The sequence below is a fragment of the Cohnella thailandensis genome, from assembly GCF_014212135.1.
GTDB lineage: Bacteria > Bacillota > Bacilli > Paenibacillales > Paenibacillaceae > Cohnella > Cohnella thailandensis.
Map to the genome: position 1 here is coordinate 123,413 of NZ_JACJVQ010000007.1, position 20,839 is coordinate 144,251.

General features: G+C 56.3%; 17 protein-coding genes. 7 read left to right on the top strand and 10 right to left on the bottom strand.

Annotated elements, in window-relative coordinates; translation table 11 throughout:
* Window positions 1–84: 84 nt before the first annotated feature.
* Window positions 85–945, top strand: a complete 861-nt coding sequence (locus H7B67_RS10550) for an AraC family transcriptional regulator (protein ID WP_185119785.1) — start codon at window positions 85–87, stop codon at window positions 943–945.
* Window positions 946–989: 44 nt separating this feature from the next.
* On the opposite strand, the gene H7B67_RS10555 is transcribed toward H7B67_RS10550, so the two are convergent.
* The 3 genes from H7B67_RS10555 to H7B67_RS10565 form a co-directional block, all read right to left on the bottom strand.
* Entirely contained in the window at window positions 990–2,507 is a 1,518-nt protein-coding gene (locus H7B67_RS10555) for a glycoside hydrolase family 43 protein (RefSeq protein WP_185119786.1), read from the bottom strand.
* Between the two features lie 262 nt (window positions 2,508–2,769).
* Window positions 2,770–3,645 (bottom strand): sugar phosphate isomerase/epimerase family protein, encoded by an 876-nt coding sequence (locus H7B67_RS10560; protein ID WP_342592409.1) that lies wholly within the window; start codon window positions 3,643–3,645, stop codon window positions 2,770–2,772.
* On the bottom strand, window positions 3,614–4,423 hold the full coding sequence (locus H7B67_RS10565) for a phytanoyl-CoA dioxygenase family protein (RefSeq protein WP_185119787.1): 810 nt from the start codon (window positions 4,421–4,423) through the stop codon (window positions 3,614–3,616). The genes H7B67_RS10560 and H7B67_RS10565 overlap by 32 nt, the downstream gene beginning before the upstream one ends.
* Before the next feature lie 194 nt (window positions 4,424–4,617).
* Here H7B67_RS10565 and H7B67_RS10570 point away from each other — a divergent pair, with 194 nt between their 5' ends.
* Complete coding sequence (locus H7B67_RS10570; RefSeq protein ID WP_185119788.1) at window positions 4,618–5,439, top strand: helix-turn-helix domain-containing protein; 822 nt, start codon at window positions 4,618–4,620, stop codon at window positions 5,437–5,439.
* A gap of 13 nt (window positions 5,440–5,452) precedes the next feature.
* On the opposite strand, the gene H7B67_RS10575 is transcribed toward H7B67_RS10570, so the two are convergent.
* Genes H7B67_RS10575 through H7B67_RS10585 form a run of 3 tightly spaced genes read right to left on the bottom strand, consistent with a single transcriptional unit; the run spans window position 5,453 to window position 8,275 of the window.
* A complete protein-coding gene (locus H7B67_RS10575) occupies window positions 5,453–6,469 on the bottom strand; it encodes a zinc-binding alcohol dehydrogenase family protein (protein ID WP_185119789.1) in 1,017 nt (338 codons plus the stop codon).
* Window positions 6,466–7,419, bottom strand: coding sequence for an aldo/keto reductase (locus H7B67_RS10580; protein ID WP_185119790.1), 954 nt, complete (start codon window positions 7,417–7,419; stop codon window positions 6,466–6,468). Before H7B67_RS10580 ends, H7B67_RS10575 begins: the two co-directional genes overlap by 4 nt.
* A gap of 25 nt (window positions 7,420–7,444) precedes the next feature.
* On the bottom strand, window positions 7,445–8,275 hold the full coding sequence (locus H7B67_RS10585) for an amidohydrolase family protein (RefSeq protein ID WP_185119791.1): 831 nt from the start codon (window positions 8,273–8,275) through the stop codon (window positions 7,445–7,447).
* A 151-nt stretch (window positions 8,276–8,426) separates the two neighbouring features.
* On the opposite strand from H7B67_RS10585, the gene H7B67_RS10590 reads away from it, so the two are divergent.
* Together H7B67_RS10590 and H7B67_RS10595 are read left to right on the top strand one after the other, a co-directional pair.
* Window positions 8,427–9,293, top strand: a complete 867-nt coding sequence (locus H7B67_RS10590) for an AraC family transcriptional regulator (RefSeq protein WP_185119792.1) — start codon at window positions 8,427–8,429, stop codon at window positions 9,291–9,293.
* Between the two features lie 154 nt (window positions 9,294–9,447).
* Window positions 9,448–11,502 carry a serine hydrolase gene (locus tag H7B67_RS10595; protein WP_185119793.1) on the top strand — a complete coding sequence of 685 codons (2,055 nt, stop codon included), beginning with the start codon at window positions 9,448–9,450 and terminating at the stop codon, window positions 11,500–11,502.
* A gap of 422 nt (window positions 11,503–11,924) precedes the next feature.
* Here H7B67_RS10595 and H7B67_RS10600 read toward each other — a convergent pair whose 3' ends face one another.
* On the bottom strand, window positions 11,925–12,977 hold the full coding sequence (locus H7B67_RS10600; protein ID WP_185119794.1) for a Gfo/Idh/MocA family protein: 1,053 nt from the start codon (window positions 12,975–12,977) through the stop codon (window positions 11,925–11,927).
* Window positions 12,978–13,002: 25 nt separating this feature from the next.
* Entirely contained in the window at window positions 13,003–13,893 is an 891-nt protein-coding gene (locus H7B67_RS10605; RefSeq protein WP_185119795.1) for a sugar phosphate isomerase/epimerase family protein, read from the bottom strand.
* A 122-nt stretch (window positions 13,894–14,015) separates the two neighbouring features.
* Here H7B67_RS10605 and H7B67_RS10610 point away from each other — a divergent pair, with 122 nt between their 5' ends.
* Entirely contained in the window at window positions 14,016–14,912 is an 897-nt protein-coding gene (locus tag H7B67_RS10610) for a helix-turn-helix transcriptional regulator (RefSeq protein WP_185119796.1), read from the top strand.
* Here the strand turns inward: H7B67_RS10610 and H7B67_RS10615 are convergent.
* Window positions 14,909–15,784 (bottom strand): helix-turn-helix domain-containing protein, encoded by an 876-nt coding sequence (locus tag H7B67_RS10615; protein ID WP_185119797.1) that lies wholly within the window; start codon window positions 15,782–15,784, stop codon window positions 14,909–14,911. The two genes, H7B67_RS10610 and H7B67_RS10615, sit on opposite strands and share 4 nt — an antisense overlap.
* Before the next feature lie 196 nt (window positions 15,785–15,980).
* Between H7B67_RS10615 and H7B67_RS10620 the strand changes: the two genes are divergently transcribed.
* Together H7B67_RS10620 and H7B67_RS10625 are read left to right on the top strand one after the other, a co-directional pair.
* Window positions 15,981–18,221 (top strand): helix-turn-helix domain-containing protein, encoded by a 2,241-nt coding sequence (locus H7B67_RS10620; RefSeq protein ID WP_185119798.1) that lies wholly within the window; start codon window positions 15,981–15,983, stop codon window positions 18,219–18,221.
* A gap of 32 nt (window positions 18,222–18,253) precedes the next feature.
* Window positions 18,254–19,849, top strand: coding sequence for an extracellular solute-binding protein (locus H7B67_RS10625; RefSeq protein ID WP_185119799.1), 1,596 nt, complete (start codon window positions 18,254–18,256; stop codon window positions 19,847–19,849).
* A gap of 60 nt (window positions 19,850–19,909) precedes the next feature.
* On the opposite strand, the gene H7B67_RS10630 is transcribed toward H7B67_RS10625, so the two are convergent.
* Window positions 19,910–20,818 (bottom strand): carbohydrate ABC transporter permease, encoded by a 909-nt coding sequence (locus tag H7B67_RS10630; protein ID WP_185119800.1) that lies wholly within the window; start codon window positions 20,816–20,818, stop codon window positions 19,910–19,912.
* Between the last annotated feature and the right edge of the window lie 21 nt (window positions 20,819–20,839).

Genomic DNA, 20,839 nt, shown 5'->3' on the forward strand with positions numbered 1-20,839 from the left:
ACGGAACGCTTCGGAGGCAAACCTTGATTTTCAAGTCACTTAATAGCATGATATAGACATCGATGAGCTAGGGAGGGAATTCGCTTGAGCAACGTTTACTTAAATTGGTTTACGACGGACGAGCAGTTCCCCTTTTTTATTCAGTACGGAGGTCATGAAGAGGACATGCCGGTTCACCGTCATGTGGACTTCTCCGAGCTTGTCATCGTCCTGAACGGACATGCCACGCATATCGTCAACGAGGAAGAGTCGTTCATCAAGAAAGGCAACGTGTTCGTGATCAACGGCGAGACGCCGCATGCTTATAAGGAGCCCGTGGACTTCAAGATCTGCAACATTATGTACAAGCCCGAGCTGCTCAAGTCCGCCGGCCCGGATCTGCGCACCATGAACGGTTATCAGGCGCTGTTTATCCTCGAGCCGTTCTATCGCCACAATCATGCCTATACCAGCAAGCTCAACATGTCGATCTCGAGCCTGGAGAGGATCACCTCGATGATAGCGGCCATGATCGAAGAATACCGAGACAAGCTTCCGGGCTATCAGAGCATGCTGGCTTCTCAATTCATGGAATTGGTCGTTTATTTGTCCAGACAGTACGACAACCGGGAGAAAGACATCGACAGCAGCCTTATGCATCTCGCCGGCGCGATCTCCTATATCGAAGATCATTATCTCGAGCCGCTGACGCTCGAGGATATCGCGGCCCAATCGGATATATCCGTTCGGCACTTAAACCGGATTTTCCGAGCCTATTATCAGACGACGCCGTTCGCTTATCTTCAGCGCCTCCGCTTGGAACGGGCCTGCTCGCTGCTGCGGAATTCGAACCTCTCGATTACGGAGATATCGTATTCGTGCGGTTTTTACGATAGCAATTATCTTGCCCGTCAATTCAAGAAAACGTACGGGATGTCGCCCAAAGCCTTCCGCAAAATGCGATAACCGGCAGAAGCCCGTTCAGGCGCTGCCGGTTGGATGTTCGAATTTCAAGAGTTGCGAGGCTCGTAATCGAACCAATCGAAGTACGCGGGGGACGGCGTTCCCGAGTCGCTAACGGCATACATGGCCGCAAAAACCCCCGTGAATCCGCCCGCAACTTCGGTAGACAGCAGGTGGGTCTCCCCCCACCCCATCTCGATCGCTTCCGATTGCCCGGATCGAATGGAAGCCTCGAATTTATCGGGATAAGCCCGGATTCTCAGCACGAGAGGGCCATCCGGACACTCGCGCTCGTTCTCCACCCTCATCGATCCGACGGTTCGCCGGAAAATCGCTTTCCTCCGCCCATCGATCCTTTTAACGGCTAAGTCATAATGATAGTTCTCATTCATATACACGGTCAGTCCCGCTTCATCTCCATCGCCAGCCGGTTCGAACTCCAGAGCTACCGCGATGTCGCAAGAGAAATGGCTAAGACGGCGTCCGACGAAGGCCGGAGCTCCGGCATCGTTCAAAGAGGATGGGTTGCCATGCAGCGCAAGATAACCCGGCCTCTCCGAGAGCGACCAGCTCCCGGGCTTGGGATTGCGCAGGAAGGTCCAGTCGAAGCCGAGCCGAGAATCGGCAAAGTCGTCGCGGGCGGGCTTATCGGGCCACCGGACTTCGGGAAGCTCCGGCGCGTCTATAACGGACTCGATATGCGCGTCGTTGCCGATGACCGGCCAACCGTCCGCCGTCCATGTCACTCGGGCAAGGAACGTCTCGCGGCCGAGATGGTGGCGCATCGGATAGCCGACGGGCCGGATTCCCAAGCATACCGCCCACCAGCTGCCGTCCCGGGCCTGCACCAGATCCGCGTGCCCCGTCGCGTGGATGCCGCTCTTCAAGCTTCGGTTCGACAGAATCGGGTTCGTCGGACAAGCCACATAAGGGCCGTACGGGTCCGAGCTTCTCGCGATGGTGGCCATATGCCCGTACTCGGTCCCGCCTTCGGCAATCATTAAATAATAAACGCCATGGATTCGGTAGAGATGAGGAGCTTCCGGATGGGCGCCTCCGGTCCCCCTCCAAATCAACCGGCTGTCCGTCAGCATTCTTCCGCTCTCGATGTCGATCTCGCATTGATAGATCCCTTCTCCCTGATCTCCGGAGCAAGCGGATTGAAAGTAGACTCGTCCGTCTTCGTCGAACAACAGCGACGGATCGATGCCGCCCTGCGCGACGGGGATCGGATCGGACCACGGACCGTCCGGCGTCTGCGTTCGGACGATGAAATTGCCTATTCCGCCAACGTTCGTCGTGGTCATGTAAAACCAGCCTTCATGGTATCGAATCGTCGGCGCGTAGATGCCGCAGGAGCTCGGGACTCCGCCAAGGGGCAATTGACTTTCGGTCGTTAGACAATGGCCGATTTGCCGCCAGTGAACCAGATCCTTGCTATGGAAAATAGGAACCCCGGGAAAATATTCGAACGAACTGGTGACCAAGTAATAATCGTCGCCGACGCGGCAAACGCTCGGATCGGGATGAAAGCCGGGGATGACGGGATTGGTAAACTGCCGCATTGTTACGCTACACACCTCTTTAACTACGGATGTCAGGAATCCGCTGGATGCAAACTCGTTATTAATGTTATTTCAAGAGGCGACGTTAAACCTTCATTATCGAGTCATGGAAGTAGCATGATCTAGACATCGCCTGCAAGGACGTCGGGTCCGGCCAAAGAAAAAAACTGCCGCTCGCCCGCGACAGTTCTTCCATTCCCTGCTATTCACTGCTATTCACTGCTATTCCCTGCTATTCACTGCTATTCACTGCTATCCCCGGCTATTCCGTTTCCGACCACAGCCTCCTGGCCGTCCGAAGAAACAAAAGCGACTGCTGCCAGCGATCGCTTATTTCGTTCGTTCTTCCAGCAGCTTCGTCCACGGTGATCGCGTAAGGCGGAGGACCGAGCTCGACCACGAACGGCAATACGTCCCCTTGGACGGCGCTTGCCTTCCACAGCCTCATTCCATCGCCCCACCAGCGTTCGAACCGCCGCATCATCGGATGCTCGCCATTCGGACCGACGTCGATCTGAACCTGTTCCCCGTTGGATACCCTGCCATGGAAGGCGGATGTTCGTTGCAGCAGTTTTCCAAATAAGATCTCCGCCTCCTCCGATTCGGTATGCATCTCGCCGGCCACGACGTAGTGAGACAAATCGATGGTCAAACGAAGGGATTCCAGCTGTTCCAGATAACCGACGGTGCGGAGAAGATCCTGCGTAATCGTTCCTCGGTGCGTCTCGATATACGCCGGAATTCCCTTCTCCCTAGATAATCGAACGAGCTCGCGAAGCAAGCCGACGGCAGACTCATCGACGAGGAAAGGCGTCATGACTTGGACGTTGACGTGCTGAACCTGCCCGAATTCCTTCGCTCTTAACAGGAATCGCTCCATGTCCTCCGCCGTCTTCGGATACGCGTTTACGCTGAAGGATAAGCCGTACCGCTCGAGCAGACGCCGCCAGCGGTCTTCTTCCTCCGGAGAGGGAAGAAAACCGTTGATCCCGTCGAAGCCCGCTCCGGCGATCAGCGCCACCCTGTCTTCAACCGTTCGCGCCTTAGCCTCCAAGCCCTCCATTCCCCACCATGACATCTGCACGTCAAGATAAGGCGAATCCGTATCAGTGCGGGTATAAGGTCTCGAATTCGACACCGCAAGGACCTCCGTCCGGATTCAACTCCAATTGGACCTCCGACCCGTCCGCTCGGTACAACGGCCTGTAGAATTGTCCGATTTGGGAAGCCGATTCGTTCGCGTAGTGGCAAATAAACGACCGGCGGAACCGATCCTTCGTCTTGTTGCGATAGGAGCCGTGAATCAGATTGCCGTTAAAAAACAGCACGTCTCCCGGATCCATCGTAACCGGCATCACTTTGCGATCCTTCGGCGGTTTGACGTAATGCGTCGTGAAGGACTCCTTCGAGTCCGACAAGTCCGGGCAGACGATATCGTAGTCCTGCGTCTTCGGCACGACCATCAAGCTGCCGTTCTCCTCGTCGGTCGCGTCGACGGCCGTCCAAGCGGCGATGCAGTTCCCCGGTTCCACCTTCAGATAGAAGTTGTCCTGGTGAAGGGCTTGGCCCCTGGCCCCCGGCGGCTTGTAATAGAACATGCTCTGCGCGGCGAGCGGCGGCTCTTCGTAAAGATCCTGCAGGACGGCCAATACCGGAGCATTCAGCATGTACTTCTTGGCCGTGTCGTTAAACCGGTGCGGGTGCATGACCCGCGGATATCTCTTCAACGGATCGGTCGATTCTCCGGACAAGTCCGGCTCGAAATGCCCCGGCACCACGGTTTGGCTGATCGCCTCGAACGTGTCCTCGATCTCCTTGAGCTGATGCTGATCGAACAATCCTTTGACGATGAGATAACCTTCTTGCTCGAATTGCCTTTTCTGCTCTTCGGTTAATGTTGTCAGCGAGTACGCCATGCTATCTCCTCCTTATCTATCCTACGCTAAGTATAGTCGCGATCCCGAAGGCAAGGCAGTATCTATCCTGCTTAAGAGTCACGCTATTCTGCTATTCGCTAGCCTGTAAGGCCGGAACGGGTTATTCTTAGGATAGGGTTGGATACGGGTCTATAGGCTTGAGATATAGGCTTTGATTCGGAGGAGGGCTTGCCATGGAACCATACGACGAACCGTCCCGTTACGACGGCAAATCGTACGGAATCGTCATCTCGGGACATTTTCAAGTCGACGATACGTACGCGACCAACCGCCCCGATGGAATGGAGGACTGGCTGATTGCCTTTACCTTGAGCGGCAAAGGCTACTTCAAGACGCCTCACGGAACGGCCGAATGCACCGCCGGCGATCTCGCGCTGTTGAAGCCGGGGACTCCCCACGAGTACGGCACGGTTAAAGGGGAAAATTGGAATTTCGTATGGGCGCACTTCTCCTCCAGCTCCGTCGGGGACCAACTGCTGCCCGCCGAGCCTCTGCTCGTTCAGCCGTTCGAGAGCGGTTCGATCCGTACGCGCCTGTATGAGGCTTTCCGCCGCATCCTCTCCGACTCGAGAGAGCGCAACGAGTTCTGGCACGAGCTGTGCGTGAACTCGCTTCGCGAAATCTTGATCCTGCTGTCGCAGAGACGCAGCCGCAAGCTGGATTCGCGGGTCGCGGAAGCTTTGCATTATCTCTCCGTGCATATGAGAAATCCGATTCAAATCGATAGGCTGGCCAAATCGATCGGAATCTCTTCCTCCCGCTTATCGCATCTGTTCAAGGAGCAAACCGGGCTGTCCATCATCGACAACCTGAATCAAATGCGGATTCGCCAAGCCGCCCTGCTGCTGGAGCACACGAACCGAAGCGCTTCGGAGGTCGCCTACGAGGTCGGGTTCCGCAACTACAACCACTTCATCGAGCAATTCCGCCGGTGGATCGGCACGAATCCGAGCGGATTCCGGAGAGAGCTTCAGTCGAAGCCCTCTCCGACCTGATTTCTTGCGTTTGTTAAAGCTCGACCATCGCTTTGATCACCTTCGATTCGGGCTCCAGCCAATCCTCGAATCTCCCGATCATGTCGTCAAAAGCGGCTCGGTGCGTGATATAGCGGCCGACATCGATAGCCCCGGAAGCCATCGCCTCCAGCACGCGCTCGAAGTCCTCGCGGGTCGCGTTGCGGCTTCCCATGAGGGTCAACTCGCGCTTGTGGAACTCGGGGTCGTGGAACGAAATGTCCGCTCCGACAAGCCCGACGTAGACGAGCGTTCCACCGTGTGCGGCATAACCGAAAGCCCCGGCCATCGATTGCGCATTGCCCGTCGCGTCGAACACGACGCTTGGCAGCTCTCCGCCGTTTGCGGCCAGCACTTGGCCGAGCGGATCCTCCAGCGCGTTTACCGTCGCATCCGCCCTTGCCCAATCTCGGCAGAACGCAAGGCGATCCCGGTTTACGTCCATAGCGACGACCTTGGCGCCCCTCGACTTCGCGAACGCCATGACGCCCAGCCCGATCGGCCCGCCCCCGATGACGAGCGCGGTCTCCCCGGCGGCAAGTCCCGACCGGCGCACGGCATGCGCCCCGATCGCGAACGGCTCGAGCGTCGCCGTTTGGTCGAGCGTCAGGTCGTTCGCCCGGATCAAATGCGTAACCGGCACGGAGATTCTCTCCCTCATGCCGCCGTCGATATGGACGCCGAGCACCTTCATCTCCGTGCAGCAGTTCGTTTTGCCGTTGCGGCAGGCGATGCAGCTCCCGCAATGCATGTACGGGATGACGCTGACCTGGTCGCCGATCCGCAGCCCTTGCTCGTTCGGGCCGATCTCTTGGATGATCCCGGCCAGCTCGTGCCCAAGAATACGGGGATAGACGAAGAAAGGCTGTCTCCCCTTAAAGGCATGCAGATCGGTTCCGCAGATTCCGATCCTGCGGATCGCCACGATGGCCCGGCCCGGCTCGAGAATCGGTTCCGGCAAGTCGCGGGCGGCTTGAAACCGTTCGATCTCCGCGCAGACGATTCCTCTCATCTCGGCTCGCCTCCGATCTTCGTATTGTATTCGGGGCGGCCGCTGGGCCAAGTCCGGTTGTGCACGGGCTTCAGGATGGCCAGAACTTCGGCCAGAAGCCCCTCGTCGATCGGTTCCTCCGCCCACTCCGCGTTCTTCCGGATGTTGGCCGGATTGGCCGTGCTGACGAGCGTAGTCGGAATCCGCTCGTTCGCCGTCGAGAATTGAACGGCCAGCTTCGCGATGTCCGCGCCTTGATCCGCGCAAAATCGCGCGGCCTTCAAGCAAGCCTCTTTGATCTCCGAAGAAGCCGGGTGCCAATCCGGAGCTCCGCGGGTTCCCAATAGCCCCATGGAGAGGGGCGAGGCATTGACCAGCCCGATGCCGTTCGCTTCCAGCAGAGGCAGCAGTCCCAGGAGACTCGTATCGTTCAAGGAATAATGGCAGTACGAGATGATGCTGTCCACTTCGACGCGCGGAAGGAACGTCTCGAACAATTCCAACGGAAGGCCGCAGATGCCGGCGAACCGGATCTTGCCGCTGGCTTTCAGCCGCTGCAGCGCGGGAATCGCGTCCTCCAGGATGATGTCCGCCGGAACGAATTCGATATCGTGAAGATAGAGAATATCCACCTCGTTCGCGTTCAGACGCTTTAGGCTCTCCTCCAGGCTCGAGACGATCCGGTCGCCGGAGAAGTCGAACGTATCGGCGCCGTAGCGGCCCGCCTTCGTCGACAGGAAGTACTTGTCTCGCGGAATGTCCTTCAGAGACTTGCCCAGCACGGTTTCCGCTTTGGTCAACCCGTAGTAGGGAGAAACGTCGATGAGATTGATTCCGCAGTCGATGGCTTGGTGCACCGTTCGGATGCTGTCCGCTTCATCGGTATCCCGGAAGACGGAGCCAAGGGAAGAAGCGCCGAAGCTAAGCGCCGATACGTTCAGTCCCGTTTTGCCTAATTTGCGATAGTTCATGTGACAGACTCCCCCTTCGGTAGTTTTATAGCCTGTAAAAAGCCTGGGCGTTGCCGCCGAACAGCTTCGCTTTCTCCGCATCTCCCCAAGAGTCCGGCAGCGCGCGTTCGAGAACGTCTACCACTTCGCCGTAGCTCGCCGCCAGCAAGCAGACCGGCCAATCGCTTCCGAATAGGACGCGGTCCGGCCCGAAGCACTCCAGCACATGGCGAACATAAGGGACGAACTGCTCCGACGTCCAGCCCGAACGATCCGCTTCGGTCACCATGCCGGATAGCTTGCAGTATAGGTTCGGGTACGAAGCCAATTCCTTGATCTGCTCCGCCCACGGCTCCATCCGTCCCTCGGCGATTCGCGGCTTGGCGATATGATCGATCACGCCCCGGAGACCGGGAACCCGCTTCGCCAATTCGACTGCCTCCGCCAACTGGTCGGACTTCAGGAGCAGATCGACGGGAACTCCCTTGGCCGCATAGGCTTGCAGAGCTTCGATATAGGAGGGCGAGAGGATAACGCCGGCATCGGGCATATCCTGGATCATAAGGCGAAACCCGACGAACTTCGGATGCTTGGCGTACCGCTCATAATGCTCGGAATGGCGGGCATCCTCGAGATCCAGGAATCCGACGACTCCTTTAATCGACTCGTGCCGCTCGGCGAGCGTCAAGATAAAGATCGTCTCCTCGGGAGTCGGCGCCGCTTGAACGAGAATGGACCCGTCCAGCCGGTGCTCCTTCAAATGCGGCAGCAAGTCGGGCGGTAGGAAATCCCGGTACAGGACGGGAATCTCCGGCGTAATCCATCCGTAATCTCCCCGATCGATCCTCCAATAGTGCTGATGGGCGTCGATTCTCACTAGGGCATCTTCCTTTTCGTTTAAAGGTTGTAACCGCTCTTTTCCCCATTCTAGCATGCCGCATCTATTCTAAAATTGCTTTCGCTTGCTAATTTGTATCCTTTTTTGATATTTTGAATAATAAACGAGTTACGTAGGGGACTGTTGCCGCATGAAGCCCATTCAGAAGCAGTTTAACGTTACGCCTTCGTTTCCTTTCTCGTTCGTGTACAGGGATACCAAAACGAAGCAGCGGGAGCTCCCCGACCATCTGCACGATTGGTACGAGATGGTGTACGTTCACGGCGGCCGAGGAACGTTCTTTATCGATAGGACTTTCTACGAGATGAACGCGGGCAGTCTATTCCTTATTCCGGGCAATACGATCCATCGCGCCATTCCGGACGCCCTGGATCCCGTTACGTCGACCGCCGTATTCTTCCATCCGATTCTGTTGCCTTTGCAATCGCTGGGTGAGCCTTTCTCGTATTTGCAAAGCTTCGACCGAAGCCGGCTAAACCGCACGTACCGATTGAAGTGCAGCCCCTCTCTGCAAGCGGCTCTTGAACAATCCCTGAATGAGATCGACCGGGAGCTACGCGCTTCGGAATCCGGCGTTCGGCACGCCGTGTCGCTTCTGCTTCAACGAATCCTGTTGGCCGTCCATCGCGAGCTGGGGGCGGAGCTCCGGCAGAGCTCCCCGTCGCCCGCGATCGGGCCGGTCTGGATGCGGGACGCGCTTCTCCATATCGACGAGCATTATTCGGAAGAGATCGGGCTTCACGAGCTAAGTCGACGGGCTTCCGTCAGCCCGGCTCATTTCAGCCGAGTGTTTAAGCAACTGACCGGCATGAACGTCACCGGGTTTATAGCCGCGAAACGCATCATCAAGGCCAAGGAAAGGCTGCTCGAGACCGATCTTAACGTCGCGGTAATCGCGGCGGAATGCGGCTTCGATAATCTGCCCCACTTCCATCGGCTGTTCAAGCGAATCGTCGGCAAGACGCCGTCCGCTTATCGCCGCGGCCCGGAGAGATGAGCTAACGGCAGTGCCAGCGGCTCCCTCTGGAAACAGGACCTCAGTCTGTTAAATATTGGACTCGAGTCCAGTTGCCCGCTTGAATCGCGTTGATATAATCGGATTGCAAGAAGATCCCAGACGCATTCATGCGTAAACTTAGGAGGTTTCCCGAGTGAAAAGGAACTCTACCGTCGTCTGCGTTCTTGCGACGGCCCTGGCGCTTAGCCTTCCTGCAATGGCCTTATCTGTCCCCGGCGTCTCTGCTGCGGAGGCAACGGCCCCGTCCGCCGCATCCCCTGCCGTCTCCGCCATCTCCGATTCCCAGAATACGGCGGCGTTCCTCGACGCTTTCTTTGCCCGGGCGGACGTGGTAAGCCAAGCCAGCGCCTTCGTCGTCTCCGTCGTCCAAGACGGCCGCGTGCTCGCCGAGAAAGGGTACGGCGTTACGGACAAGACCTCGGGGAAGCCGGTCGATCCCGCCGACACGACGTTCCGCGTCGGATCGGTCTCCAAGGTGTTCACCGCCCTCGCCCTCATGCAGCTCGTCGATCAAGGCAAAGTGTCTCTTCAGGACGATATCCAGAAGTATCTCGGAGGCTATAAGCTGACGAATCCGTTCGACAAGCCGGTCACGGTGGAGATGCTTCTAACCCACACCACGGGCTTCGAGGTTCGGGACCCGACGGATGCCAACATTCTATACGACCCGTCGCGGAAGCCGCTCGCATTGAAGGAAGCTCTCTTCGAGATTTTCCCCCCGGTCGTCCGGGAACCCGGCACCTCCTATATGTACGACAATTTCGCGTCCGGACTCGTCGGCTACATCGTGCAGGAAGTAAGCGGCGAGCCGTTCAACGAGTACATGACCAAGCATGTGTTCGAGCCTCTCGGCATGACGTCCAGCAGCTTCGTGCAATCGGACGATCTGCTCGGCAGGCTGCCTACGGTCTACGGCGCGGACGGAACGGCGGCGCCCGTATACCGGCTTTCCCCGGACGTCATTCCGGAGGGCAGCTTGATTACGACCGCCTCGGACATGTCGCGGTTCATGATTTCTTTCCTGAACGGAGGCAAGACGCAGGACGGGAAGACGATTCTATCGCAGCAGTCGATCCAGGCGATGTCGACCTATCATTTGCAAATCGATCCCGACGTGCCGGACATGGCATACGGATTCGAAGCGCCGCCGCTTCCCGATTCCAACGGCCAGAACGTCATCGCGAAGGGCGGCAGCATTCCCGGCTTCGGCTCTCTGATGTGGCTGCTGCCGGACAAGAAGACGGGCGTGTTCGTGACGTTCAACTCCGATTCCGACGTGATGCTTCGGCTATACGAAGAGTACATGGATCGGTTCTATCCCGGCGAGACGAAGTTCGGCGATCCCAACTACAAAGCCCGTACTCAAGCCGAGCTGAAAAAATTCGACGGAACGTACGCGGATCTGCGCCTCGGGCTGCTGACGAGCATCAAAGCGAACGAGGACGGAACGTTGACGAGCGGCAACAGTGCGGGAGTACGCGCCACGCTGACGCAAAGAGGCGATCTGCTATTCGTCGACGAATACGGCAACCCTCTGGCGTTCAAGACGGATTCGCAGGGCAACGTTCTTTATTTGAAATACAACAATCCGGGGAGCTATGCGGCCAAGACGCCTGACGCGCCGGGATTCGCGGACGTGCCCGCCGATCACCCCTATGCCTTCTATATTCACGGCTTGCAATCCCTGGGGTTCTATCCGGGAGACCTTGCTCAAACGTTCGGGACGGAGGAGACGGTGGCGCGAGGGGAATTCGTCAGCGCAATCCTTCGCGAATTCCATATTCCGCCTTCGGCAAACGAAGCCGTATTCAAGGATGTGTCGGAGTCTCCGTACAAAGGCGAAATCCAGGCGGCCGCCGAGCTCGGCTTGATATCGGGGACGGGAGGGGGCAGCTTCGAGCCGGACCGTCCGATCAAACGGGAGGAAGCGGCCGAGTTCGTCCGGAAGCTTCTGGAAATCTCCGGCTACGTCGTGCCGGATAACCGTTCCGTTGTCCTTGCGCCCGGAACGTCGAAATGGGCGGAGACGTCCGTTCTGACCCTCGTCGATCTCGAGATCCACGGCCCCGAAGTCGTCAAAGCCGCCGGCGGCGCCATCGACTTCGGCTCCAAGCGCGACTTGACCCGACAGGAGCTGGCGGCGATCCAATACTTGCTGCTGCTTCCGGAGAAGTCTCTGATTCCATAATCCTGTTTGGTAAGAATATAGGGACATAAGGAACGTTATCCTTGTGTCCTTGTTTTTCTTGTTCTCACTACAATAAGGATTAGGAAAGTAACCATAAACAGAAGTACCAAAGAAGTTAGATACATTCCTAGTCCAGTCCAAACTCCATACTCAAACATCTCTAATAAAGAAGAAGGGTTAAAAATAAGCCGTATAATAATCTTAAAGGCAAAGACAATTACTGTAACAATAGCAGAGTCTTTTAAAGTTTTTTTCAATATCATAATCCCCCCTTTTACCAATCATTCCCGTAGACAGGCACTTTCCTATTATATAAATCTTGTTTAATCGCCTCAAGAAATTACAATATTAATTCATCAAGGGGCCGTCCCTAGTCACTAATGACTAGGGACGGCCCCGTTGTTTAAGCACTTCCATTAGAGTCACTTGCCTAACTTTAACATAGACTCCAGCATCACCTTCTGTCCGGTCTTCGCGCTCTCCAGAGCGGCTAACACCATCGCCATGCTGTAGCGATTATCCCGGCAATCCGTCTCCGCCAGCCGTCCCTCTTCCAGAGCAAGGAACATCTCGTCCAGGCAGCCATGATGCCCGGTCGCCATCCGTTCATACGCTCCTGCCTCCGGTTCGATCCGAACGCAGTCCCGAATAAACTTGCCCTCTTGCTCTCCCGGCGCCAAGACTTCCGCATAAGGCTGGCCATGGCCGTCCCAGATCGCCGTGCCCTTGTCCCCGACGATCCGCCACTGCGCCTCCCAAGACGTCGGCGCTCCTTCGGCGCACCACGATCCCCGGTAGTTGAACACGGAACCGTCCGACATCTCGAAGATACAGATCGCCGATGCGTTGCCCCCATACCACGAGCCTTTCGGGTTGAACTCGTGACAGTACACGGAGATCGGGTCGGCACCCGTAATCAATCTTGCCTGGTCGAACGTATGAATCGCCATGTCGAGCAGCAGAGGGCTGTCCATGGCATCCCTAAATCCGCCGAAATGCGCTCCGATGAAGAAGTCCGCGCCGATGAACCCGACGTCGCCGATCTGCCCGGAAGCGATCATCTGGCGAAGCGCACGAATGCGCGGATCGTACCTGCGATTTTGCATGACCGCATGCGTGCGGCCCGTCCGTTCCGAGATCCGGACGATCTCGTTGCAATCCTCCATCGTCTCGGCCAGCGGCTTCTCGCCGAACACGTTGCAGCCTAATTTCATGGCGGCGCTGCTGATTTGGAAGTGGCTTGCCGGGATCGTGACGTCGAAGACAAGGTTGGCTCCCGTCTGCTCGATGGCCTCCGACAAATCGGTGAAGACGCCGCATGCCAGCCCCTTTTTCTCCCTCATTTTCTCCGCAAATTCCAGTTGAATATCGATCAAGCCCACGATCTCCGTGTCCGGCCGTTGCATCGCGTAATCGATCCATACATTGGACATTCCGCCGCAGCCGGCGACAACCGCCTTATATTTCGAAGTCATCTCTGAATGCCTCCCCGTCTTGGACTCACACCGGATTCGCGACGAACGTGCCGCCCCTGCACCGCTTCAAATAGTTCAACGCGTGAACCTGTCCCGTCATCTCCAGCTCGTCCCGATAGACCGGATCGTGCCATCCCTCGATATCGATCGTTCCCTGGTAGCCTGCCTGCATAAGGATCGTAATGATATCGGACCAATTCGTATCGCCGAACCCCGGAGTCCGGTGCCATACGAACGGTTTAGGTCCGTGAATGCCGTATTCCCTCACGACATCCCACGCGATCGTCGCGTCTTTGCCGTGCACATGGAACACTTTATCGACCCATTTGCGCAATTGGGGAATCGGATCGATGAGCGACACCATCTGGTGGCATGGCTCCCATTGAAGACCGATGTTATCCGATGGGATCGCGTTGAACATCTTCTCCCATGCCGTCGGGTTATGCGCGATATTCCAATCCCCGGATTCCCAGGTCCCGCCCATATCGCAGTTCTCGAAGGCGATCCGAACTCCCTTATCCGCCGCTCTGCGCGACAGCTCTCCGAATACCTCCGCGTATCTCGGCAAGGAAGCATCGATCGATTGCCCCGTCAGGCGGCCTGTAAATCCGGAGACGATATCCGTCCCGAACAGAGGGGCGTGGTCGATCAATCGTTCCCAGCTGGCCAAAGAGTCCGCGTTATCGCCTTCTCCGGTGAGCGGATTACCGAAAATGCCGAGCGACGATATGACGAAGCCGTGTTTGTCCGCCAGCTCGCGAACTTGTTTCGACGTTTCTTTAAGATCCGTGCTTCCCGTCGTTTGCCAGAAGGTCAAACTATACGACTCGAAGCCGTGCGGGGCGATCTGAGGAATAACGCGCGCCGCATCGCCTCCGCCAACCAGCGTGCCAATTCGAATCTGCCCAATCGACATCTTGAGAACCACTCCTATTTTGAGGTAATGTAGGGAATATAGGCTCATTATATCGGCTGAATGAAACGCTTACCCTTCTAATCTTGTGCTATTATCGTCCTATCTTGGGGAGTTGAGCTCGTATGACTTATCCAAAGGAATTGCGGGAACTGACCAGCATTGCGGACAAGGATCATCCGATCCATTTCTTCTTCAACGAATGCCGCGATGCCCGAATCGATCAGTGTATCCTCTTCTTGCACTGGCATGAGCACTTCGAAATCATCGTCATGCGGCAAGGAACCGGCGTTTTCCATATCGACAGCCAGCCTTACGAGGTCGAACCCGGCGACGTGTTGTTCGTACCCGCGGGCAGCCTGCATACGGGCTTCAGCACGTGCGCGGGGGATATCGCCTATCTTTCCATCGTTTACAACGCTTCCCTGTTTCGCAATTGGGTCCAAGACCCGGTCCACGCTCGTTATGTCCTTCCTTACTTGGAAGGCCGAGCCTCGTTGCCGGTTAAGCCTGCAGCCATCGAGCCTTCATGCGCGAAATCCTACGATTTGCTCGATCAGGCCGCAGCGGAGTTCCTCGCCAAGCCCCCCGGCTATCAGCTTATTATCGTTTCCCAGCTTCATATGCTGCTGACCCGGCTCTCGGGAATATTCCCTCCGCAGCGCCAGTCGGGCAAGCCGGGCCGCCGTCCCGATCCGAACAGCGATAGATTCAAGTCTCTCCTTCAGGATATCGAAAGCCGTTTATCGGAGAAGCATACGGTCGACAGCGCCGCCAAGCAGTTAAGCCTGAATCCCTATCATTTCTGCAAAATATTCAAAAAGCTGACGGGGCGCACGTTCATCGAGTACGTCAACCTCTGCAGGGTCAACGAGGCGGAGCGACTGCTTCTTGGGACGGAGCTGTCCGTGACCGAGATCGCCGGCAATATCGGATGCGACAATCCGAACTACTTCACGAAGCTGTTCAAGCAGTACAAGGGCATAACCCCTTCCCGATACCGCAAAGAGCAGCCCGTTTAATAGGTTCTAAGAGCCTTGGCATGTCCCAGGATCTCGCTAGGACGGACTCCTTTAAACTGCTTGAACACCCTGCCGAAATAAGTCAAGTTCGAGAAACCGGATATTCTCGCCGCCTCGCTGACCGTCGTTTGGCCCGTCCGCAGCAGCTGCTCGGCCTCGTGCACCCTAAGCATGTTCAAATATTCGGTGAACGTCTTCCCTGTCGTCTTCTTAAAGAGAGCGCAAAAATAGTTCGGACTTAAGTTGCAAAATGCGGAAGCCTCCTCGATCGTTATCGGCTCCCGGAACCGGCTGCTGACGTGCCGCAGGAATTTCTCGATCGAAGACTCGCCGCCGGCCGCCCGGTCGACGGGCGGTTCATCCTCCGAGGCGCTCAGAAGGTAGGCGATCGATCGAAGCAAATCGGATTTGATAAACAATTCATAGCCTTTGCGTTTCTCCCTATAGGCCACATCGATTCGCTCCAAGCATTCGCCGATCGCGTTCGCAAGAGGATGGCTCGCCTTAATGACGCTTGGGACGGTTATCTCTCGATTCAAGATCGGCATGACGAATGCCCTCTCCGTTCGGTCGAGGGCGGAATTGCGCAGCAGCGCATCGTTGAATACGATCGCGATCAGCTCCGTATCGTCGCCTAACGGAAACGCGGCATGGATCTCTCCGGCGTTAACGAAGAGCATGTCTCCTTCGCCGAGCTCTTCCGAATGAGAGCCTATCCGAACGCGAAAGGCTCCCCTGCGGACAAGCATCCATTCCAGATGATCGTGCCAATGAAGAGGAATCGAAGTCGGATGAGGCAGAGAGACCTGGAATACGTTGATTGGAAAAGTTCGGTCCGGAATATCCGTATGCTCGAACAGGGCATTCTCCACTTCGGATCCTCCTCCGCATCGTAAAATAGGTTGAATATGCCGTAAGAAACAGGCTAGATACCGGGTATTTTCACGATTATACTGTAAGAAAGGGCTTACATCAGCTTCATAGCCAACTCTATACATAGGAAAGCGCCTAGAGACAGAACTAGCTTTGGGCCGCTTTCTTTTTTTGAATTTTTATGGAGGCGCTATTATGAAGAAAAAACGGATGAAGTTGCTATGGAAGTTCATGGTCTCTTATATCGTCGTCTTGCTGCTGCCGTTGACCGTCATTCTCTTCTATTACTATCCGTACTCTACGTCCATCGTGAAGCAGAAGGAAATGGATTGGAACGAGCACGTGACGGAACAGGTAGCGAACAGCATGGATATCTTCATGAAGTCCGTCTACACGCTTCCCGCTTCCATCGTGGATAACCGGGAGATCAAATTCTCCCTCATCGGCGCCGATGACTATCAACGCTTGGTCGTCACGAACGAGATGAAAAAATACAATTCTCTGGATGCCTTGTTCTACAATACCTTCCTCTATGTCAAAAAAAACGGCTACCTCTTCTCGCGGACCGGATTCAGCTATGAGCTCAAGGAGTTCATGAATCCCAAATCCGGGTTCGTCTATGCCGATTGGAGCCCGGAACAGTTCGCCCGCGACCTGGATCGACTCGATTCCATTCAAGTTCGTCCTACGGAGGACGTTACGATCGTTGGCGAAGGGCGCGTCAAGATGATCACGATACTGCTTCCGCTTCCGCTCGGCAACAGCCGAGAAGGCAGCGTCCTCTTCATGATCAAGCACGATACGCTCGCCCGTTTGATGAAATCCGTATCCAACGCGTACACGGGGGACTTTATCATCCTGGATCAGAACGACAACCCGATCTTTACGCTTAGCGAACGGGACGATCTGCGGTCGGCAGGGTTCAAGCAATTCATGAGCCGGCTTCAATCCGGGAAGTCGGGGGTCTATTCCTATGACGGCACCTCTTACATCGCTTCTCAGACCGTGTCCCAGCAGAACGGATGGAAATACGTCAGCATCAATCCGCTTAAGCAAGCCTTGCAACAGACGAAGGAGACGCAGCGCAATACGTTCGTGCTGGTCGGGATTATTTTGCTGATAGAGATCATGGTCATCTCCGTCTCCATCCGCAAAAATTATAATCCGATCAAAGCTCTCGTCCACCTATCGAAAAGCGTGTTCGGCGGCGTAGAGGAGAAACGCGGCAATGAGCTCGATATTATCCATTCCGCTCTCCGCAATCTGTCGGACGAGAACTACAAGCTCGACGAGAGCGTGAAGCGAAGCGTTCCGAAGGTGAGGGATACCCTGCTCTCGGAGCTGTTAAGCGGCCAATATGCCTCGCTGGAGCAGTTCGCCCAAGAGGCGAATGCCTACGGCTTGCGCTTCGGCTATCCGAAGTGTTCGGTTGCGGTTCTCGCGTCCGAGGGGGACGCGGAGGCCATCCTTAGCGAGCTGAAGAGACGCGAGCCTAGCATAGCCAGCGGCATTGACGGTTACTTCATCAAGGGCATCCATCACGAGGACATTGTGTTCGTGTCGACCCATCGGCCGGACGTTAGCCTGGAGTGCGCGCTCCGCGAGCTTAAGGAAGAGATCGCGAGCCGCGTCGGGACTAAGCTCTGCATCGGAATCGGCAACGAGGCGGACGGACCCGAAGGCTTCCACGTCTCTTATATGAACGCTCTCCGCGCGGTCGAGCATCTTCGCATCAAGAACGACACCTCGATCGTATCGTTCGATTCGCTGACGGAACGAAGGAATGAATCCGTTCCCTATCCTTCCGAAGCCATCCATTCTCTCGAATTGTTTATCTTGACCAACGACGTGCCGGAAGTACGAAGAACCGTCGCCCATCTCATCGAATTTCTGAGGCAGGATCGGACGCCTCCCTTCATGATCCGCGCGGTTTATTGGAATCTATCCCATATCCTCGCAGGCTCTCTTCATCGCCTCAAGCATCAGGAAGGGATTGAACGGCTAAGCGCGACTACGTTCCAGGATCGCTTCTCCGTCGGAGAGATGACGGCCCTTCTGAAGGAAAGCACGGAACTGCTGTGCGGCTTGATGACGAACGCGACGGCGTCCGCCAAGGCGGCGACGTTAGACGACGTCCTGCATTATATCGAGGAGAACGAATACGCGCCTACCTTCTCCTTGCAGACGGTCGCCGAACGCTACGGAATGTCCGTATCGAATTTCAGCCACTACTTCAAGAAGACGGCGGGTCAGAACTTCAAGGAATACGTGGACGGCCGCCGCATTCAGAAATCCAAGCAGCTGCTTATCCAGACCCGCCTGCCGCTTGAGCAAGTCGCGGGACAGACGGGCTATGCCAACACGTCCAGCTTCATTCGGGCGTTCAAGAAGAGCGTCGGCGTTACGCCCGGCCAATTCCGGGAGATCAACCGGTAACCGATGCCGATATCCAAACGAGGGGGGTACGCATGATCCAGAGCAAACGCACGGCAATCGGCCTTGCTTTCGCGCTCGTCGCGACGGCGCTTACGGCCTGCAGCAATGCAAATGGGAGCACGGTTGCCGACAACGGAACCGGCGGCCGAGGCGCGGTGACCATCCAGGTGATGACCGTCACGCATCAGCTCACGAAAGACCTGCAGGATATTCCCTACTTGACGCAAATCGCCCGGGACGCGAACGTGAACGTGGAATGGACGCAGCTCCGCACCGGCTGGGAGGAGCGGAAGAGCGTCGTATTGACGAGCGGAGACCTGCCGGATGCCTTCCTCGCCGGATTGACCGATCAAGATATTATCGCGAATAAGGACCACTTCGTCGACCTGAGCGAATATATCGACAAGTACGCTCCGAACATTAAGAAGATGTTCGCGGAGAGGCCGGATACGAAACGAATCAGCATGTTCCCGGACGGCAAGATCTACTCTCTCCCAGCGGTGAGGCCCATACGGCCGAATAGCTTAAACGTCATGATGATCAACAAGAAGTGGCTCGACAAGCTCGGCCTGCGGAAACCGACGACGCTGGAAGAGCTTCGGGACGTCTTGATCGCCTTCCGAGACAAGGATCCCAACGGCAACGGCAAGCCGGACGAGATCGGCTTGGACTGGTGGGCCGGGGCCGGCGGCGGCATGGGCAGCCGAGGGCTGTTCAGCGTTACGAGCCTGCTGGGCGCCTACGGCATCTCGGACCACTTCACCGAAGAGATGATCGGAGTTCGGAACGGCAATATTCGCTTCCTGTTCGCGGGAGAAGAATACAAGAAATTAGTCGAATACCTTGCCGGACTCTGGCAAGAGAAGCTCATTAATCCGGAAGTGTTCACGCAGGATTACACCGGCATGAAGGCGAAGGCGCAGCAGGACGATGTCGCCACGGTCGGAGTCACCTTCGGATGGTCGCTTACCGATCGGGTCGACCAATGGGCCTCCGAATACGAACCGTTAGCGCCGCTTAAGAGCAGCGACGACATCAAGCCCGTATGGCCGACCAGCCCGGACCGGGTCCAGCTTCTGACGAACCTCTTCACCATGACGAAGAGCAATGCGCACCCGATCGAGACGATGAAGTGGATCAACAGCTTCTATAGCGAAGATAACTCCATCCAAGGCTACTATGGCTCCATGCCGGAGTTCATTGCCAAACGCGAAGACGGCCGTTACGAGATCACCCCTGCCCCGGACGGAGATCAGGACACCCAACAATGGACGAACGCGCTGGTCGACGACGGCCCCCTGTACGCTTCCGACGAATTGGAGAGCAAGACGATCCAGCCGCCTTCCGTCATCGCCCGGCAAGAGCTGGACGACGTATACCGCGATTATGCGCCTGCCGACCCGAGGGATATCTACCCTATCGTGAAATTCTCGGCCGAGCAGATCGACGAGATGTCGCTTGCGAAGAGGGATATCTTGAAGCTGGTCGATCAGAAATTCGCGGAATGGATCGTCAAGTCCAACGCGGATTCGCAATGGGACGACTACTTGAAGCAGCTTGACCAGATGGGACTTCCATTATTGAAACGGATGTATCAGCAGGCCTATGACGATTATTATAAGCATTGACAAGAATAGACGGCCTCCGGTAAGCGGGCGGGCCGTCTTCCTTATTCGCGGCTCGCCTGCCTATCCTTTGACGGAACCGATCATGACGCCCTTCTCGAAGTACTTCTGAATGAACGGGTACACGATCAGAATCGGCAGCGTGGACACGATAATGACCCCGTACTTCACCTGATCGGCGAATTGCTGCGCGTATCCGCCCGCGTTGCCGCCGGACCCCGCTCCCTGCGAGAATACTTGATTGGAGAGGAGAATATCCCGCAGGACGATCTGCAGAGGCTGCAGGTCATTGGAATGAATATAGATAAGGCCCGTGAAGAAATCGTTCCAATGCGCCACCAAATAATAGAGCGCGATTACGGAGACGATCGCCTTGGATAAGGGCATCGCGATCAACGCGTAGAATTTGAAGTGCGAGCACCCGTCGATCGAAGCGGACTCGTAGAGTTCCTTGGGAAGGGATACTTCGAAGAAGGTGCGCGCAATGATCAGATTGAAGACGTTCACCGCGAACGGAACGATAAACACCCACATGGTGTTCGTCAGGTGCAAATCCTTCATCAGGATATAAGTCGGAATCAGGCCGCCGTTGAAGAACAGGGTGAAGACGAACAGGAACATGAGAATCCGCCTTGCCCGGAATTCAGGCCTGGAGAGCGTATACGCCGCCGGAAGGGTGAGCAGCAGATTGAAGAGCGTGCCGGCGACCGTATACAAGACCGTGTTGCGATACCCCGTCCAAATCCGGCTGTCCTTGAAGATTTCGCCATAACCGAAGGTGCTGAACCCACGCGGAAATAAGGTCACCTTGCCGGTGGAGACCAGCGTCTGATCGCTGACGGAGGCTATGATCACGAAATAGAGCGGATAGGCGATAATGATGAAGATAAGGATGCATAAAACCGCGATCGCCGCGTCGAAGGCGGTCTCGCCGCGGCTTCTTTTCCCCGAACGTATCGTTTGCGCCTGCATAAGATCCCCCTCCCGGGCTGC

Bases quoted from the DNA above. Each gene is read 5' to 3' on its own strand.
- H7B67_RS10555 (WP_185119786.1), bottom strand. From the start codon at position 2,507: ATGCGGCAGTTTACCAATCCCGTCATCCCCGGCTTTCATCCCGATCCG.
- H7B67_RS10570 (WP_185119788.1), top strand. From the start codon at position 4,618: ATGGAACCATACGACGAACCGTCCCGTTACGACGGCAAATCGTACGGA.
- H7B67_RS10580 (WP_185119790.1), bottom strand. From the start codon at position 7,419: ATGAACTATCGCAAATTAGGCAAAACGGGACTGAACGTATCGGCGCTT.
- H7B67_RS10565 (WP_185119787.1), bottom strand. From the start codon at position 4,423: ATGGCGTACTCGCTGACAACATTAACCGAAGAGCAGAAAAGGCAATTC.
- H7B67_RS10610 (WP_185119796.1), top strand. From the start codon at position 14,016: ATGACTTATCCAAAGGAATTGCGGGAACTGACCAGCATTGCGGACAAG.
- H7B67_RS10625 (WP_185119799.1), top strand. From the start codon at position 18,254: ATGATCCAGAGCAAACGCACGGCAATCGGCCTTGCTTTCGCGCTCGTC.
- H7B67_RS10620 (WP_185119798.1), top strand. From the start codon at position 15,981: ATGAAGAAAAAACGGATGAAGTTGCTATGGAAGTTCATGGTCTCTTAT.
- H7B67_RS10600 (WP_185119794.1), bottom strand. From the start codon at position 12,977: ATGACTTCGAAATATAAGGCGGTTGTCGCCGGCTGCGGCGGAATGTCC.
- H7B67_RS10630 (WP_185119800.1), bottom strand. From the start codon at position 20,818: ATGCAGGCGCAAACGATACGTTCGGGGAAAAGAAGCCGCGGCGAGACC.
- H7B67_RS10605 (WP_185119795.1), bottom strand. From the start codon at position 13,893: ATGTCGATTGGGCAGATTCGAATTGGCACGCTGGTTGGCGGAGGCGAT.
- H7B67_RS10575 (WP_185119789.1), bottom strand. From the start codon at position 6,469: ATGAGAGGAATCGTCTGCGCGGAGATCGAACGGTTTCAAGCCGCCCGC.
- H7B67_RS10590 (WP_185119792.1), top strand. From the start codon at position 8,427: ATGAAGCCCATTCAGAAGCAGTTTAACGTTACGCCTTCGTTTCCTTTC.